Raw genomic sequence first — 14,129 nt, forward strand, 5'->3', positions numbered from 1 at the left:
AAAAGTCAGCCCCTCCGGCGTTTGAGGAGCGGGGTCTGGGGCGGAGCCCCAGTGTCGGGACGGGAAGGGGCGGCGGGGGCGGGACAAACTGCCCTACTCCCCCACGTGCAGCCGAACCGACCCGTCCCCCACGACCTCCACCCGCACCTGGGTCAGGTCCCGGACGACCACGTCCGGGCGGTGGAACGCGGCCCGGGGCCCGACCCCCACCACCCGCATCCCCGCGGCGCGCCCCGCCGCGATCCCCGCCCCCGAGTCCTCGAAGACGACACAGTCCCCCGGCTCGACCCCCAGCTCCGCCGCCCCCTTCAAGAACCCCTCGGGATCCGGCTTGCTCGCCCCCACCGACTCCGCAGTCACCCGCACAGCCGGCTGCGCCAGCCCCGCCGCCCCCATCCGCGCGGCGGACAACGCGACATCCGCCGACGTCACCAGCGCGTGCCGCACCCCCGCCAGGGACGCGAGAAACTCCCGCGCCCCCGCGATCTCGACGACACCCTCGGTGTCGGCCGTCTCCTCCGCCAGCATCCGGGCGTTGTCCGCGTGGTTCTGCTCCATCGGCCGTCCGGGCAGCAGTACCGCCATCGACGCGTACCCCTGCCGCCCGTGCACGACCTTCATCACCTCGTCCCCGTCGAGCCCGTGCCGGTCGGCCCAGCGCCGCCAGACGCGCTCGACGGAGGCGTCGGAGTTGACGAGGGTGCCGTCCATGTCCAGCAGGAGGGCGCGGGCGGTGAGTACGACGGTGGCCGTCATCGGCAGCTCCAAGGTACGGAGGAGGAGTGGCCCCGCCCGCCGGTCAGGGAAAACGGGCGGGAACCACTTTGTTCACCCACGGTACAAAACAACCCGGGCTCCCGCCACCGCCCCCGGTCACCCGGAGACCGCCTCCCACAGACTCCACACACCGAGCCCCAGCATCAGCAACGCGGCGATCTGCGTGATCAGCTTCAGCGGCACCCGCTTCATCAGCGCCTTCCCGCCGACGATGCCGAGCCCGGCCACCGCCCACAGCGCGAGCACCGCGCCCAGGCCGACGGAGAGCGGGTCGTCGTAGCGGGCGGCGAGGTTGGCGGTCATGATCTGCGTCAGATCGCCGAACTCCGCGACGAGGATCAGCATGAACCCGGCCCCGGCGACCTTCCAGAAGGACTGGTTCTCCGGCTTGCGGACCTCCTCCTCGTCCTCGTCCTTCTTCATCAGCAGCACCGCCGCGCCGCCCAGGAAGAGCACACCGGTGATCGCGTGCACGATCTGCTGCGGGAGCAGCGTCAGCACGCTGCCCGCCGCCACGGCGAGCGCCACATGCAGCGCGAAGGCGGCGGCGACACCCGCGAAGACGTAGGAGGCGCGGTAGCGGGTGCCGAGGACGAGGCCGGCGAGCGCCGTCTTGTCCGGCAGTTCGGCGAGGAAGACGACGCCGAAGACGACGGCCGTCACGGTCAGGCTGATCAACGGTTCCTCAATCGGTCGGGACTGCCCCACCGAGAGTGCTGTGCGTTGTCACAAGACACCTCGGCACGGCAGCACACGCGGCACCCGTGCCGTAGGGCACGGGCGTGCACTGCTTGCCGAAGGTCTCGCTGGCCGGCCCCGTGTCACGGGGCCCGCCTCCGGGCGCCGGCTCAGACGAGCTGAGCAGTATGTCGACGGTCCGGCGAAGAGCTACTCCCCTTCTGCGCCGTCCATCGTACGCGAAGCGGCCGCGGAGCCCCGCACGCGGAAATTTCACACCCGAACCATAGACGTGTCATGCACGCGTCATTAACTTCTTACCGGATCCACTCCTCCCGGCCACCCGGCGTCGCGAGCATTCCCCTGCTCGCACGCCAACGGCCCCACCCCACAAGGGAGTTCGCATGTCGAAGTTCTACGCGCGTCGACGGCTCAGCATAGTCGCGGCGTTCACCGGACTCATAGCCTCCGTCGGCCTGTTCAACGGGCCGAACGCCTCCGCCGCCCTCCCCACCCCGGTCAGCGCCGCCACCGCCCGCGGCTACCTCGCCACGCTGGACGTGCGCACCGAGAACCGCACCGGCTACGACCGCGACCTCTTCCCGCACTGGATCACCCAGTCCGGCGCCTGCAACACCCGCGAGACCGTCCTCAAGCGCGACGGCTCGGGCGTCGTCACCGACTCCTCCTGCGCCGCCACCAGCGGCAGCTGGTACTCCCCGTACGACGGCGCCACCTGGTCCGCCGCCTCCGACGTCGACATCGACCACCTGGTGCCGCTCGCCGAGGCCTGGGACTCCGGCGCCAGCGCCTGGACCACCTCCCGCCGCCAGTCCTTCGCCAACGACCTGACCCGCCCGCAGCTCCTCGCCGTCACGGACAACGTCAACCAGTCCAAGGGCGACCAGGACCCCGCCACCTGGATGCCGTCCCGCACGGCCTACCGCTGCACCTATGTCCGCGCCTGGGTCCAGGTGAAGTACTACTACGACCTCTCGGTCGACTCGGCCGAGAAGTCCGCCCTGACGAACCACCTCGCGAGCTGCTGAGTCCGGGCGATCCGCCCGCTGATTCCCGTCCACCGGGCGCGCACCTCTCCCCGGCGGCCTCCGTCGCTGCGTACCGTACGGGGCGACGGAGGAAGGGGTCACCCATGGCCGGACTGCGGCTCGGACCGCTGCTGAGGTACGTCGACGGCTCGTCCGCCACCGTGTGGGTGGAGACGGACCGTCCGGGCACCGTCGAGGTGCGCTGCGCGGACGGACCCGGCGGGACCGCCGGAACGTTCCAGATCGCGGGCCACCACTACGCGCTGGTCCACGTCACCGGTCTCGCCCCGGGCACGTCCACCCCGTACGAGGTCTTCCTGGACGACGCCCGGGTGTGGCCGTCGGCCGAGGAGCCCTACGCGTCGCTCCCGGCGTCCGTGATCCCCACGCCGGCCCCGGACGCCCGTACCCGTGTCGCGTTCGGCTCCTGCCGCTGGGCCGCCCCGCCCACCGGAGAGCCGGACCCCGTCGGCCCCGACGCGCTGGACGCGCTGGCGCGGCGCATCGCCGCCGACCCGGACGGCGCACGCCCCGACGTGCTGCTGCTCCTCGGCGACCAGGTGTACGCCGACGAGACCTCCGACGCCACCCGCTCCTGGCTCGCCGCCCGCCGCGACCTCGACGACCCGCCGGGCGCCCAGGTGGCGGACTACGAGGAGTACACCCACCTCTACTACGAGTCCTGGCTCGACCCGCAGGTGCGCTGGCTGCTGTCCACCGTCCCCACGTGCATGATCTTCGACGACCATGACGTGATCGACGACTGGAACACCTCCGCCTCCTGGGTCGAGGACATGCGGGCCACGCCGTGGTGGCGGGAGCGGGTGCTCAGCGGGCTGATGTCGTACTGGGTGTACCAGCATCTGGGCAATCTCTCCCCCGCCGAGGCCGGGGCCGACCCGCTGTACGCGTCCGTCCGGAAAGCCGCCGACGGCACCGACGCGCTGCGCGCCTTCGCCGCCGCGGCCGAGGCGGACGCGGCGGCCGTGCGCTGGAGCTACCGGCGCGACTTCGGCCGGGTGCGGCTGCTGATGGTGGACAGCCGCGCCGCCCGTGTCCTGGAGGAGGGCCGGCGCTCCATGCTCGACCGGGCCGAGGCCGACTGGCTGCGCGAGCAGGCCCTGGACGGGCGCGACTCCTACGACCATCTGCTCATCGGTACGTCCCTGCCCTGGTTGCTGCCCCATCTGGTGCACGACGTGGAGGCGTGGAGTTCCGCGCTGTGCCGGGGCGACAAGGGCGCCCGCTGGGCACGGTTCGGGGAGAGACTGCGGCGGGCGGCGGATCTGGAGCACTGGGCGGCGTTCCCGGAGTCGTTCGGCGAGCTGGCGGAGCTGATCGCCGAGGTGGGGGCGGGGCCGGGGGCACCGGCGACGGTGTGCGTGCTCTCCGGGGACGTCCACCACGCCTATGTCGCCGAGCCGAGCTGGCCGGACGGCACCGGTCCGGACTCCCGGGTGGTGCAGCTGACCTGCTCGCCCGTCCACAACTCCATCCCGCTGTCGATAAGGCTCGGCTTCCGGCTCGGCTGGGGCGGCGGGGCCCGGCTCCTGGGCCGGGTCTTCGCCCGGCACGGGCGTCTCGGGCGGCCGCCGGTCGGCTGGCGCCGGACGGGCGGGCCCTGGTTCGGCAACCAGCTCATGACCCTGACGGCGGACGGGCGTTCGGCGGTACTGCGGCTGGAGCACGCGCGCGCGGACGAGGCCGGGGCCCGGCTCACCCGCGTGACGGAGACCCGGCTGAGCCGCTGAGCTGCGCGGAACCTGTGAGTCACCTGTGAACCGTGGTGCGAATTCGGTCACACCGATGGTCACACCCGCGGGTCGGAACGCCGTACTGACCGGCGGGAGCGGGCGGCGGAGCAGCCGAATCGGGGCAAACACAGGGGCCGAATGTTGAACTTGCAAGTATCAGTAGGGGGCACCTAGCGTGGATGGCCGACTCGGTTCCGTCCCCCGGCCGGTCCCATCCGGGGTCCGGCTCGACCGAAGGAGACCCCCCACCATGACCGGACGCCTCAACAGCGCCCAGCCATATGCCCTTGGCATGTTCCGCATCGTCGTCGGACTGCTCTTCGCCTGCCATGGCGCCGTGTCCCTGTTCGGCCTGCTCGGCGGCGCGGACGGCAGCGGCGGCACCGTCGAGACCGGCGCCTGGCCCGGTTGGTACGCGGCCCTGATCGAGCTCGTCGGCGGCACCCTGGTCCTGCTCGGGCTCGGTACCCGCGCGGCCGCGTTCATCTCGTCCGGCTCGATGGCGTACGCGTACTTCAAGGTCCACCAGCCCGAGGCCCTGTGGCCGATAGAGAACAACGGGGAGGGCGCGGCCATGTACTGCTGGGCCATGCTCCTCCTGGTGTTCACCGGCTCCGGAGCCTTCGGCCTGGACCGTCTGATCACCCGCCGCTCCTCCGCGAACGGCGGACGGCGGACCGAACGGACCCCCGTGACGGCCTGACCTCCTCCCCATCGGGCCGTACGGTGCCCTCCTTCGTACGACGGAGGAGGGCATCCGCCGGTCACCGGGGAAAGGGAGGGGGAACGCGGGACCACGGACGTACGAACCCCCCGTGACCTTTCTGTCACTCACCGGGCGTAGGCTGGCTGGCTGTCATCGGGGGAGTCACGGGGAGTTCGGGTGGAGAGTCTGGGGTCGCTGGTCGGCAGCCCGTGGATCTATGCGGTGGTGGCCCTCTCGGTCCTGCTGGACGTGTTCCTCCCGGTCCTGCCCAGCGGCATCCTGGTGATCACGGCGGCCACGGCCGCGGCGGCCGGTACGGCGACCGACGTCCCCGACATCCTGGTGCTCACGCTGTGCGCCGCGACGGCCTCCGTGCTGGGCGACCTGATGGCCTACCGGCTCGCCTGGCTCGGCGGGCCCCGGCTGGACAGGGCGATCGCCCGCTCCCGGCGGCTGCGGAGCGCGCAGGAACGTCTCGGTGCGGCACTCGCGCGGGGTGGCGGTGCGCTGGTCGTCCTGGCCCGCTTCGCGCCCGCCGGGCGCTCGGTCGTCTCCCTCGGCGCGGGCGCCGCCCGGCACCGCGCCCGCGACTTCCTCCCCTGGTCCGCCCTGGCAGGCCTCACCTGGGCCGCCTACAGCACGGCCCTCGGCTACTTCGGCGCGCACTGGCTGGGCGCCACGTGGCTGGCGACGGCGGTCTCGGTCGGCGCGCTGTTCGCCGCGGGGGCGGGCGCCACCTACTTGATGCGCCGCCACCCCCACCCCGCGGCCGCCCCGCCTGCCGCGTAGCCACCCCCCGACCACGTCCGCCCCCACCCCACTCGGTGCAGCGGCCGCCGCCCCCACCCCACTCGGTGCAGCGGCCGCCAGCCCCACCACACTCCCCGCAGCTGCGGGCAGTCGTGCCGCTGGGGCGGCACGGGTGGGCGCAGCGGCACCCCCTCCAGCGGGGCGAGCGCACACCCACCCCCGCTTGACCCGGTACCGGGGTGGCAGCCGGGCGGGGGCGTCACGCAGCCCGGCGTCAGCGGGGTGCCGCCGCGCCCACCCGTGCCGCCCTGCGGCACGACTGCCCGCGGCTAGCGGAGTCGCGAGAGCGCGGCGGCGCCGAGTCGCGGAGTCGCGCGGGCGCGGCAGCGCGGCGGCGCGTGGGCACGGCGGCGCGTGGGCGCGGCAGCGCGTGGGCGCGGCAGCGCGTGGGCGCGGCAGCGCGTGGGCGCGGCAGCGCGTGGGCGCGGCAGCGCGTGGGCGCGGCAGCGCGGCAGCGCGGCAGCGCGGCAGCGCGGCAGCGCGGCAGCGCGGCAGCGCGGCAGCGCGGCGGCGCGTGGTGTTAGCGCGCGGTGGTGCCGCGGACCACCAAGCCGTCCAGGAGTTCCGCAGTCGCGGACGCCACCGCTTCCACCGCTCGTTCGAACACCTCGCGGTTGTGTGCGGCCGGGGCCCGGAAGCCGGACACCTTCCGTACGTACTGCAGGGCCGCGGCCCTGATCTCCTCTTCCGTCGCCTCTTCCGGCTGCACGGGCGGACGCAGGGTCTTGATACTCCGGCACATGCCCCCAGTCTGACGCGCCCACTCACCAACTCGCCACCCAAAATCGAACAGGCGTATCATTGCGACCGTGGCCGAGACCTACGACTTCCCAGGTGACCTCCTCGCCGGTCAGGAGGAACTGCATCAGGTCAGGGCCGAGTTGTCGGCCCTGCTGAAGCGGCTCCCCTGGTCGGTCGAACCCCTCGACGGCTTCAGCGACGACAACGGCTGGCGCAGGGTCGAGCGCCCCGCCTCCCCCGGCTGGACCGCCGACGAACAGGCGGAGGTGGAGAAGCTGAGACAGCGGGAACACGAGCTCGCGGTGTTCGTCAGCACCCACCGCTACTGGGCAGAGCTCACCGGCACCGACCGCATGGACGCCCGCGCCGGCCTGAAGCACACGCGCACACAGAACCCGGCGTAAAACGGAAAGGGCCCCGGAGATCAGATCTCCGGAGCCCTCGCTCCCGGTGGGCGCGGACGGTTTCGAACCGCCGACATCCTGCTTGTAAGGCAGGCGCTCTACCCCTGAGCTACGCACCCGGGTCGAACCGACAGCCTACATGCCCCACAACCGGCCCCGGCACACCGCCCATCGGGGGATATCCCCACCCCCGATCCGGTAGCGGCCCGGATCCCCCGCGAGCCCCCGCCTCCGTACGGTCGAAGCACGCTCGAACGCCAGCCGCCGAGCGCCACCGTCCGTCCCAGGGGGAGACCGTCATGACCCGCACCATCACCCGTCCCGCGCGGACGCGCGCCCTCGCCCTCGCCGGCGCCACCGTGGCGCTCGTCGCGGGACTGTGCGCCTGCGGCGCGTCCGCCGCCGACGACACCGATCCCGACCACCGTTCCTTCGACCTGACCGGCGACACCCTCACCATCGACTCCGACGACTCCGCCCTGGAGATCGTCGCCGCCGACGACCACGCCTCCGGAAAGATCGAGGTCACCCGCTGGTTCAAGGGCACCGTCGCCATCGGCTCGGACCCGAAGGTCACCTGGTCGATGGACGGCGACCGGCTGGTGCTGCGGGAGAAGTGCTCGGGCATCGTCGCCGACTGCGCCACCAAGCACCGCATCGAGGTACCGCGCGGCGTCCTGGTGAAGGTCGAGGAGAAGGACGGCAGCGTACGGGCGCGGGGCTTCCGCGACGCGCTGAGCATCCGTACGACGGACGGCTCGGTCCACGTCACCGACTCCACCGGCCCGCTGGAGCTGCGCACCGGTGACGGGTCGGTGCGCGCCGAGGTGTCCTCCCGTACGGTGCGCACGCACAGCGGTGACGGCTCGGTCCACCTCGAACTCGGCGCCGTACCCGACCTGGTGGACTCCCGCAGCGGCGACGGTTCCCTGACGATCGACCTGCCCCGGGCCTCGTACCGGGTGGACACCGGAACCGGCGACGGCGCCGAGGACGTGTCCGTGCCGCGCGACGACGCCAGCTCCCATGTGGTGACCGCCCGCACCGGTGACGGCAAACTCACGGTCCGTACGGCGAACTGACCGCCCCGTGTCTTCGTCCTCTACCGGTGGGAGAATGGCATCGGGCCGGGGCGAACGACAGTACGGGAGAGGGATGTGACGGCGATACCAGCACAGCCGTACTCGCCGTCGGAGCCGCGCGTGCCACGCATGCGGCGCGCCCGCCGCACCCCCGGAGCGGCAGCGCTGCGGGACACGCTCGCCCTCGTGACGCTGCCGCTGGTCGCGGCGCTGGCGCTGCCCGCCGCGTTCGCCGGCGGCGGTACCCGGCGCTGGTTCGGCGGGCGGGCCGAGAACCAGCGGGCGGAGGCGCAGGCCGCCAAGGACGCGGCGGCGGCCGCCTTCTACGAACTCGACACCGCCCAGCGCGATCTGCGGATCTCCATCGAGACGATCACCGCCGTCGACTCCTCCCCCGCCGCCCGCCGCGCCGTGGCGGACTTCGAGGCGCTCGGCCGCCGTATCGACGAGGCCAGCCACCAGTACATCAGCGCCGTCGACGCCCATGACCTGGACCGCGACGACCTGGAGGCCTCGGCCGCCTCCCAGGCCCGGACGCGGCTGACCGCCGCCAAGGACGAGCTGGGCAAGGTCAAGGGGGAACTGGACCGGTTCACGGACGGGCTCGGCCCCCTCCTCGGCAAGGCCGAGACCCAGCTGGCGCGGCTCGCGCCCTCCGTCGAGCGGGCCCGGCAGGCGCTGCTGGCCGCCTCGAACGCACTCGACTCCGTGCGCGGCTCGGGGCTGAGGGCCGACGACCTCGCCGCCCGGCTCGCCGCGCTCTCCCCGGAGCTGACCAAGCTGAACCAGGGCGCGGGACAGCACGGCGTCCCGCAGACCCTGGAGCGGGCCGAACGGGTCACCCGGGAGGCCGAGGCCGTACGCGTCGAGGCCGAGCGGCTGCCGGAGCGGGCCGCCGAGATCGACCACCGGCTGGTCTCCCTGCGCACCCGCGCACAGGCTCTCACCACCCGGTCCGGGCAGGTCGAGCCGGTGCTCAGCGAGCTGCGCCGGCGCTTCACCGCCGCCTGCTGGCAGGACCTGCAGCACGTCCCCGACCTGGCCGCGGAGAACGTGGAGCAGGCGGAGGCGAAGCTCGCGGAGGCGCGGGCGGCCCGCGAGGAGCAGCGCTGGCCGGACGCGACCGCGCTGCTGTCGACCGCGCGGGCCCTGCTGAACACGACCGACGAGGCGGTGTCGGCCGCCGGTGACCGGCTGCGGCAGCTGAACGCCGTACAGAAGGACCCCGAGCAGGAGATCGACCGCACCCGTTTCGCCATCCGGGACGCCCAGCGGCTGGCCATGGCCGGCCGCAACACCCCCGACCCGCGTCACGCCCGCCCGCTGGACGAGGCCGTGGCCCGGCTGGAGCGGGCGGTCACCGCTCTCGAGGGCCGCCATCCCGACTACTGGCACTTCCTCACGGAGACGGAGGAGGTACGGGCGACGGTGGGCCGTGTGGTGACACAGATCCGGGAGGAGCGCGGCGGGGGCGCCGGTTAACCTGTGCGCATGCCTCGCTATGAGTACCGCTGCCGTACCTGCGGCGACACCTTCGAACTGAGCCGGCCGATGGCGGAGTCCTCCGCGCCCGCGGACTGTCCGGCGGGCCACGACGACACCGTGAAGCTGCTGTCCACGGTCGCGGTGGCCGGTACGGCGTCCGCTCCCGCACCGGCGCCCCGCGCGGGCGGTGGCGGTGGTGGCGGCTGCTGCGGCGGGGGCTGCTGCGGCTGACGGCCCGTCCTCAGGCTCCCTTCAGCTTTGGCTCCCTAGCGTGACGGCATGACAGCCATCGCAGCCCACATGATCACGGCGGCCGGGGACGGCGGAAGTGCCGGACCGGGGTGGGTCAACGACCTCATGGACGCCATGGGCGCCCCCGGGGCCGGCCTCGCCATCGCGCTGGAGAACCTCTTCCCGCCCCTGCCCAGCGAGGTCATCCTGCCGCTCGCCGGGTTCGCCGCGAGCAGCGGGCGGATGAGCCTGCTCGCCGTGCTGCTGTGGACCACCGCCGGCTCGGTGATCGGCGCGCTCGCCCTGTACGGGGTGGGCGCGCTGCTCGGCCGGGACCGGACGGTGGCGATCGCGGGACGGCTGCCGCTGGTGAAGGTCGCCGACATCGAGAAGACGGAGGCGTGGTTCCTGCGGCACGGGCCGAAGGCGGTGTTCTTCGGCCGGATGATCCCGATCTTCCGCAGCCTCATCTCGGTGCCGGCCGGTGTGGAACGGATGCGGCTGCCGCTGTTCCTCGGGCTGACCACGCTGGGGAGCGCGATCTGGAACACGGCGTTCGTGCTGGCCGGGTATGCGCTCGGGGACAACTGGGCGCGGGTGACTGATGTCGTGTCGGCGTACTCGAAGGTGGTGCTCGGGGGAGCGGCTGTCGCGCTGGTCGTCTTCGTGGTGCTGCGGGTGGTGCGGGGCGGGCGGCGGCGGGATGGTGCGGAGGATGTGCCCGCCGAGGCCGCTTCGGGGTACGACTCCGGTGACACCATGGTTTTGCGTCGGCCCCGCTGACTACTCCCGATGGCGGGAGAGGTTTTTCGCCCCCGCCGCCCGTTCCCGTCCCGGCCCTGGGGCTCCGCCCCAGACCCCGCTCCTCAAACGCCGGAGGGGCTGAAACCAGCCCCTCCGGCGTTTGAGGAGCGGGGGTGGGAACAGCCTCTCAGCCTGGCGCCCTCACCGTTCGCAGCAGTTCGCGCAGAATGCGTTCCCCCGCCAGGACGCCCCGCTCCGGGAGCGCCCGGATCGCCGGCGCCGTCCAGTCCGCCTCGGCCAGTTCGCCGTGCCCCGGGCGCCAGCCCTGGTCCGCCGCGAGCAGCAGGTCGGCGTCGAGGAGGGAGTCGCCGGCGGCGAGCGTGAGAGCGGCGCCGCTGCGGCGGGCCACCTCGTGCATGGCGGCGCTCTTGGTGAGCGGTTTGGGCACGGCGTAGATCTTGCGGCCCTGGAGGGAGACCGTCCAGCCGCGGTTCTCCGCCCACTCCCCGAGTTCCTTCACCCACTCCTCGGGCAGCAGTTCGCGCTCGACGACGAGATAGGCGAAGAGGTCCTCGGCGATCCGGTGCTTGCGCACCCACACCGGGTCGGCGGTCCGCAGCAGATGCTCCTGCACCTCGGCCAGCGGGGCGCACTCCTCGGCCAGCCGGGCCTGCACCCGGGCGTGCCAGTCCTCGTCGGACACGCCGTCGACGAGGAGGTGTCCGCCGTTCGCGCAGATGGCGTAAGCCGGGGGCGGGCCGGGGAGGTTGATGCGCTGGTACTGCTTGCGGGTGCGGGTCGTCGTCGGCACGAACAGCGCCTCGTCACCGAGATCGGTGAGGAGCTGCGCGGCCGTCTCCGTCATGTACGACAGGGGCTTGCTCTCATGGACCTCGACGCACAGCAGCCGGGGTGCCCGCGCGTCCGGCATGGTCAGCGCGAGGGCGGCGGCGGAGTAGATGAGCGTACGGTCGAGATCGCTCGCGACGACGACGGGCATCAGCGGGTCACCGCCCTGCCGTCGACACCGGTCGCGCCGCGCGTGTAGCGGGGGTGGATCAACCCCACGCAGGTGTAGGGGAGTTCGTCGACCTCCTCGACGGGGACACCTCGCTGCTCCGCGAGCAGGCGGACGTGGTCGAGGTCGCGGCCGGCCCCCGAACGGGCCAGCACCTTCCAGGGGACCCGGCGCAGCAGCACCCGGGTGGTCTCGCCGACGCCGGGCTTGACGAGGTTCACGTCGTGGATGCCGTACTCCTCGCTGATGCGCTCGACGGCCGCCCAGCCCTCCCAGGTGGGGGTGCGGTCGGCGGCGAGCAGTTCCTTGGCCTGGGCGCAGGCGGCGTCGGCGACATGGGGGAAGCGGGCGGAGACGGCGTCCAGGAAGGCCACGGAGAGGTCCGCGCCGGCGAGTTCGCGGTAGAACTTCGCGCCGTGGAAGTCGTCCGGGCCGACCAGGTCCGCGCGGAGCACCGTACGGGAGACCAGGCCGGAGACCGTGGAGTTGAGGCAGGCGGAGGGGATCAGATAGTCGTCGCGGGTGCCGTAGGTGCGGACGCAGGAGCCGGGGTCGGCGAGGACCGCGATCTCCGGGTCGAAGCCGGTGACGCCCTCGGTCTTCTCGAACTCCTCGATCGCCTGGGCGAGTTCGCGGGTGATGGCGCCCTTGCCGGTCCAGCCGTCGACGAACACCACGTCGCGGGGGTCGTGGTGGGCGGCCAGCCAGCGCAGCGCGTTGGCGTCGATCCCGCGGCCGCGCACGATGGAGACGGCGTAGTGCGGGAGTTCGAGCTGGTGGCGGTGCTGGGCCCAGCGGCGCATCAGGATGCCGACGGGGGTGCCGGCGCGGGCCAGCGACACCAGGACCGGGCGGGACCGTTCGGCGAGGACGGTCTCCGTGACCACACCGACCGCGTGGGCGAGGCGGTCCGCCGACTCGTCGAGGGCGGTGTGGAACAGCCGCCGGTACTGCTCGCTGGGCTGGTACTCCACCGGCAGCGACTCCGCGTAGTGCGCGCCGCCGCTCTGGATGGCCTCCTCGCGCTCCTCGGTCGGCGCCTCCAGGGTCACGTCCGAGAGGTCCTGGAGCAGCCAGCCGACCTCCTCGGGCGCGTACGAGGAGAAGGCGGGGCCTCTGAGGGGCTCGGGCAGCATGGTGGCGGGCCTTTCGGCTGGTACGTACGACGGTACGACCGCGAGGAGAACGTGCGGGGTGTGCGCGGCGAGGCGGGCGAGCAGGCCGTCGGGGGCGTGCAGCGCGGGGGTGTCGGCGGCGGAGTCGACGACGGCGACGACGGCGTCGAAGCCGGCGCCGGCGACGTTGTAGGCGTAGCGGTCGCCGGGGCCGTCGGCGGGGTCGTCGTGGGCGGGGAAGGTCAGGCGGGTGCGTATCGCGTAACCGGGGTCGTCGACGGCGAGGACGGGGGAGCGGGTGGTGGTGGAGAAGCGTATGTCCACGCCGGTGGCTGCCGCCGTCCGCTCCAGCTCGGCCGCCAGGCGGAGGGGGGTGTACATCAGCTCCTCGAAGCCGAGGACGAGTACGCGGTGCGGGGTGTCTGTCATCGCCTCTGCGAGACGGGCGGCCATGCCGGGGAGCGCGCGCTCCAGCCGGGCGCGGTGCGCGGGGGTGAACCCGTGCCGGCCCCCGTCGGGGAGGCGGTCGGGCCAGCGCAGGTCCACTCGCGTGAACGAGCGGTCCGCCCGCGGGCCGTCGTGGGCCGTTCGCGCAGTTCCCCGCGCCCCTGGGGCGACCGTCGTACCGTCCGCTCCGGAGGAGACCGAACCCCCCTCCAGCCCGGTGGACGGCCGCGGGCCACCCGTGGCTGGGCGCGCAGTTCCCCGCGCCCCTGGGGCGACCGTCGTACCGTCCGCTTCGAAGGGGGCGGGAGCAGCAGCGCCCTGAAGGGGCGCGGGGAACTGCGCGAACGGCCCCGACGCGCCGTCGTGCTCCGCTACCAGCGCCTGGCCGCGTTCCAGCACGCCGGCAGGCAAACGGACCGTGCCCGACGCCGTCGTGACCAGGTCGATCCTCGCTCCGATCGAGCGGGAGAACGACTCCAGCCGCCCCGCGTCCGCACCCGACCGCATGTCGACCAGCGCGACCACCACATACCGCTCCCGCGGATACCGCGCATGAAGATCTCGTACGGTGTTGAGCACCGTGTTACCCGTCGAGAACTCGTCGTCGACCAGCACCAGCGGCCCGCCCCCCGCCAGCAGCGCGCGATCCTCCGGCAGCAGCAGATGCGACGTCGCGTGCGAGTGCGACTCCTCGAACCCCCCGGCCGTGGCCGTCCCCGCCACCGGGCGCCGCGTCGAGTGCAGATACGGCGCGACCGCCAGCCCGTCGGCCACCGAGTGGCCGAGCCCGGTGGCCGTCTCGGCGTAGCCGAGGACCACCGCGGACGACGCCGAGGGACCCAGCAGCTCCCGCACCCTGCGGCCGAGCGCAACGCCATGGCCGTACACGACGGACGGCGACTGCGGGACATGCTTGCCGAGCACGTTGGACACCAGCAGATGGGCCCGTTTGGGGTTGCGGCGCAGCGCCAGCCCCAGCAGCTCGGGCAGGCTCTCGTCGCCGGCCAGCTCGACGCCGAGCCGCTCCGTGACCCAGCTGCCCGACCAGACGCCGCGCTTCCCCTCGTTCACAGACCTCTCCCTCTTCG

The 14,129-nt window shown here is 73.2% G+C and carries 14 protein-coding genes and 1 tRNA gene; 9 read left to right on the top strand and 6 right to left on the bottom strand.

Features of this window, described 5'->3' with window-relative positions; genetic code table 11:
* Positions 1–93: 93 nt before the first annotated feature.
* Both ACGFR9_RS11285 and ACGFR9_RS11290 read right to left on the bottom strand, forming a co-directional pair.
* Positions 94–756, bottom strand: coding sequence for an HAD-IA family hydrolase (locus ACGFR9_RS11285; RefSeq protein WP_393205693.1), 663 nt, complete (start codon positions 754–756; stop codon positions 94–96).
* Positions 757–873: 117 nt separating this feature from the next.
* On the bottom strand, positions 874–1,455 hold the full coding sequence (locus ACGFR9_RS11290) for a TMEM165/GDT1 family protein (protein ID WP_393205696.1): 582 nt from the start codon (positions 1,453–1,455) through the stop codon (positions 874–876).
* 404 nt (positions 1,456–1,859) lie between these two features.
* Here ACGFR9_RS11290 and ACGFR9_RS11295 point away from each other — a divergent pair, with 404 nt between their 5' ends.
* The 4 genes from ACGFR9_RS11295 to ACGFR9_RS11310 all read left to right on the top strand — a co-directional run bounded on the left by ACGFR9_RS11295 (position 1,860) and on the right by ACGFR9_RS11310 (position 5,753).
* Positions 1,860–2,504: an HNH endonuclease family protein gene (locus ACGFR9_RS11295; RefSeq protein ID WP_393205699.1), complete on the top strand. Its 645-nt coding sequence runs from the start codon at positions 1,860–1,862 to the stop codon at positions 2,502–2,504.
* A 104-nt stretch (positions 2,505–2,608) separates the two neighbouring features.
* The gene (locus ACGFR9_RS11300) at positions 2,609–4,255 is read left to right on the top strand and encodes an alkaline phosphatase D family protein (protein ID WP_393205702.1); all 1,647 of its coding nucleotides are present in this window, start codon (positions 2,609–2,611) and stop codon (positions 4,253–4,255) included.
* A 253-nt stretch (positions 4,256–4,508) separates the two neighbouring features.
* On the top strand, positions 4,509–4,961 hold the full coding sequence (locus tag ACGFR9_RS11305) for a DoxX family protein (protein WP_393205705.1): 453 nt from the start codon (positions 4,509–4,511) through the stop codon (positions 4,959–4,961).
* Positions 4,962–5,141: 180 nt separating this feature from the next.
* A complete protein-coding gene (locus ACGFR9_RS11310; RefSeq protein WP_393205708.1) occupies positions 5,142–5,753 on the top strand; it encodes a DedA family protein in 612 nt (203 codons plus the stop codon).
* Between the two features lie 541 nt (positions 5,754–6,294).
* Here ACGFR9_RS11310 and ACGFR9_RS11315 read toward each other — a convergent pair.
* On the bottom strand, positions 6,295–6,516 hold the full coding sequence (locus ACGFR9_RS11315) for a DUF2277 domain-containing protein (protein ID WP_393205711.1): 222 nt from the start codon (positions 6,514–6,516) through the stop codon (positions 6,295–6,297).
* Between the two features lie 67 nt (positions 6,517–6,583).
* Here ACGFR9_RS11315 and ACGFR9_RS11320 point away from each other — a divergent pair, with 67 nt between their 5' ends.
* The gene (locus ACGFR9_RS11320; protein WP_393205714.1) at positions 6,584–6,919 is read left to right on the top strand and encodes a hypothetical protein; all 336 of its coding nucleotides are present in this window, start codon (positions 6,584–6,586) and stop codon (positions 6,917–6,919) included.
* A 47-nt stretch (positions 6,920–6,966) separates the two neighbouring features.
* Here ACGFR9_RS11320 and ACGFR9_RS11325 read toward each other — a convergent pair.
* Positions 6,967–7,038: transfer RNA gene (locus ACGFR9_RS11325), tRNA-Val, on the bottom strand.
* 180 nt (positions 7,039–7,218) lie between these two features.
* Between ACGFR9_RS11325 and ACGFR9_RS11330 the strand changes: the two genes are divergently transcribed.
* The 4 genes from ACGFR9_RS11330 to ACGFR9_RS11345 all read left to right on the top strand — a co-directional run bounded on the left by ACGFR9_RS11330 (position 7,219) and on the right by ACGFR9_RS11345 (position 10,500).
* Positions 7,219–8,001: a hypothetical protein gene (locus ACGFR9_RS11330; RefSeq protein ID WP_393205717.1), complete on the top strand. Its 783-nt coding sequence runs from the start codon at positions 7,219–7,221 to the stop codon at positions 7,999–8,001.
* Positions 8,002–8,076: 75 nt separating this feature from the next.
* Positions 8,077–9,483, top strand: a complete 1,407-nt coding sequence (locus ACGFR9_RS11335; protein ID WP_393205720.1) for a hypothetical protein — start codon at positions 8,077–8,079, stop codon at positions 9,481–9,483.
* A gap of 9 nt (positions 9,484–9,492) precedes the next feature.
* Positions 9,493–9,717 (top strand): zinc ribbon domain-containing protein, encoded by a 225-nt coding sequence (locus ACGFR9_RS11340; protein WP_030222711.1) that lies wholly within the window; start codon positions 9,493–9,495, stop codon positions 9,715–9,717.
* Between the two features lie 48 nt (positions 9,718–9,765).
* Complete coding sequence (locus ACGFR9_RS11345; RefSeq protein ID WP_393205723.1) at positions 9,766–10,500, top strand: DedA family protein; 735 nt, start codon at positions 9,766–9,768, stop codon at positions 10,498–10,500.
* A gap of 148 nt (positions 10,501–10,648) precedes the next feature.
* Here the strand turns inward: ACGFR9_RS11345 and ACGFR9_RS11350 are convergent, their stop codons facing one another.
* A complete protein-coding gene (locus tag ACGFR9_RS11350) occupies positions 10,649–11,461 on the bottom strand; it encodes an HAD family hydrolase (protein ID WP_393205726.1) in 813 nt (270 codons plus the stop codon).
* Positions 11,461–14,112 carry a phosphoribosyltransferase domain-containing protein gene (locus tag ACGFR9_RS11355; protein ID WP_393205729.1) on the bottom strand — a complete coding sequence of 884 codons (2,652 nt, stop codon included), beginning with the start codon at positions 14,110–14,112 and terminating at the stop codon, positions 11,461–11,463. The genes ACGFR9_RS11350 and ACGFR9_RS11355 overlap by 1 nt, the downstream gene beginning before the upstream one ends.
* Positions 14,113–14,129 lie beyond the last annotated feature (17 nt).

Origin of the sequence: Streptomyces sp. NPDC048584 (genome assembly GCF_043199595.1) — a bacterium.
In the GTDB taxonomy this organism is placed as follows: Bacteria; Actinomycetota; Actinomycetes; order Streptomycetales; family Streptomycetaceae; genus Streptomyces; species Streptomyces edwardsiae.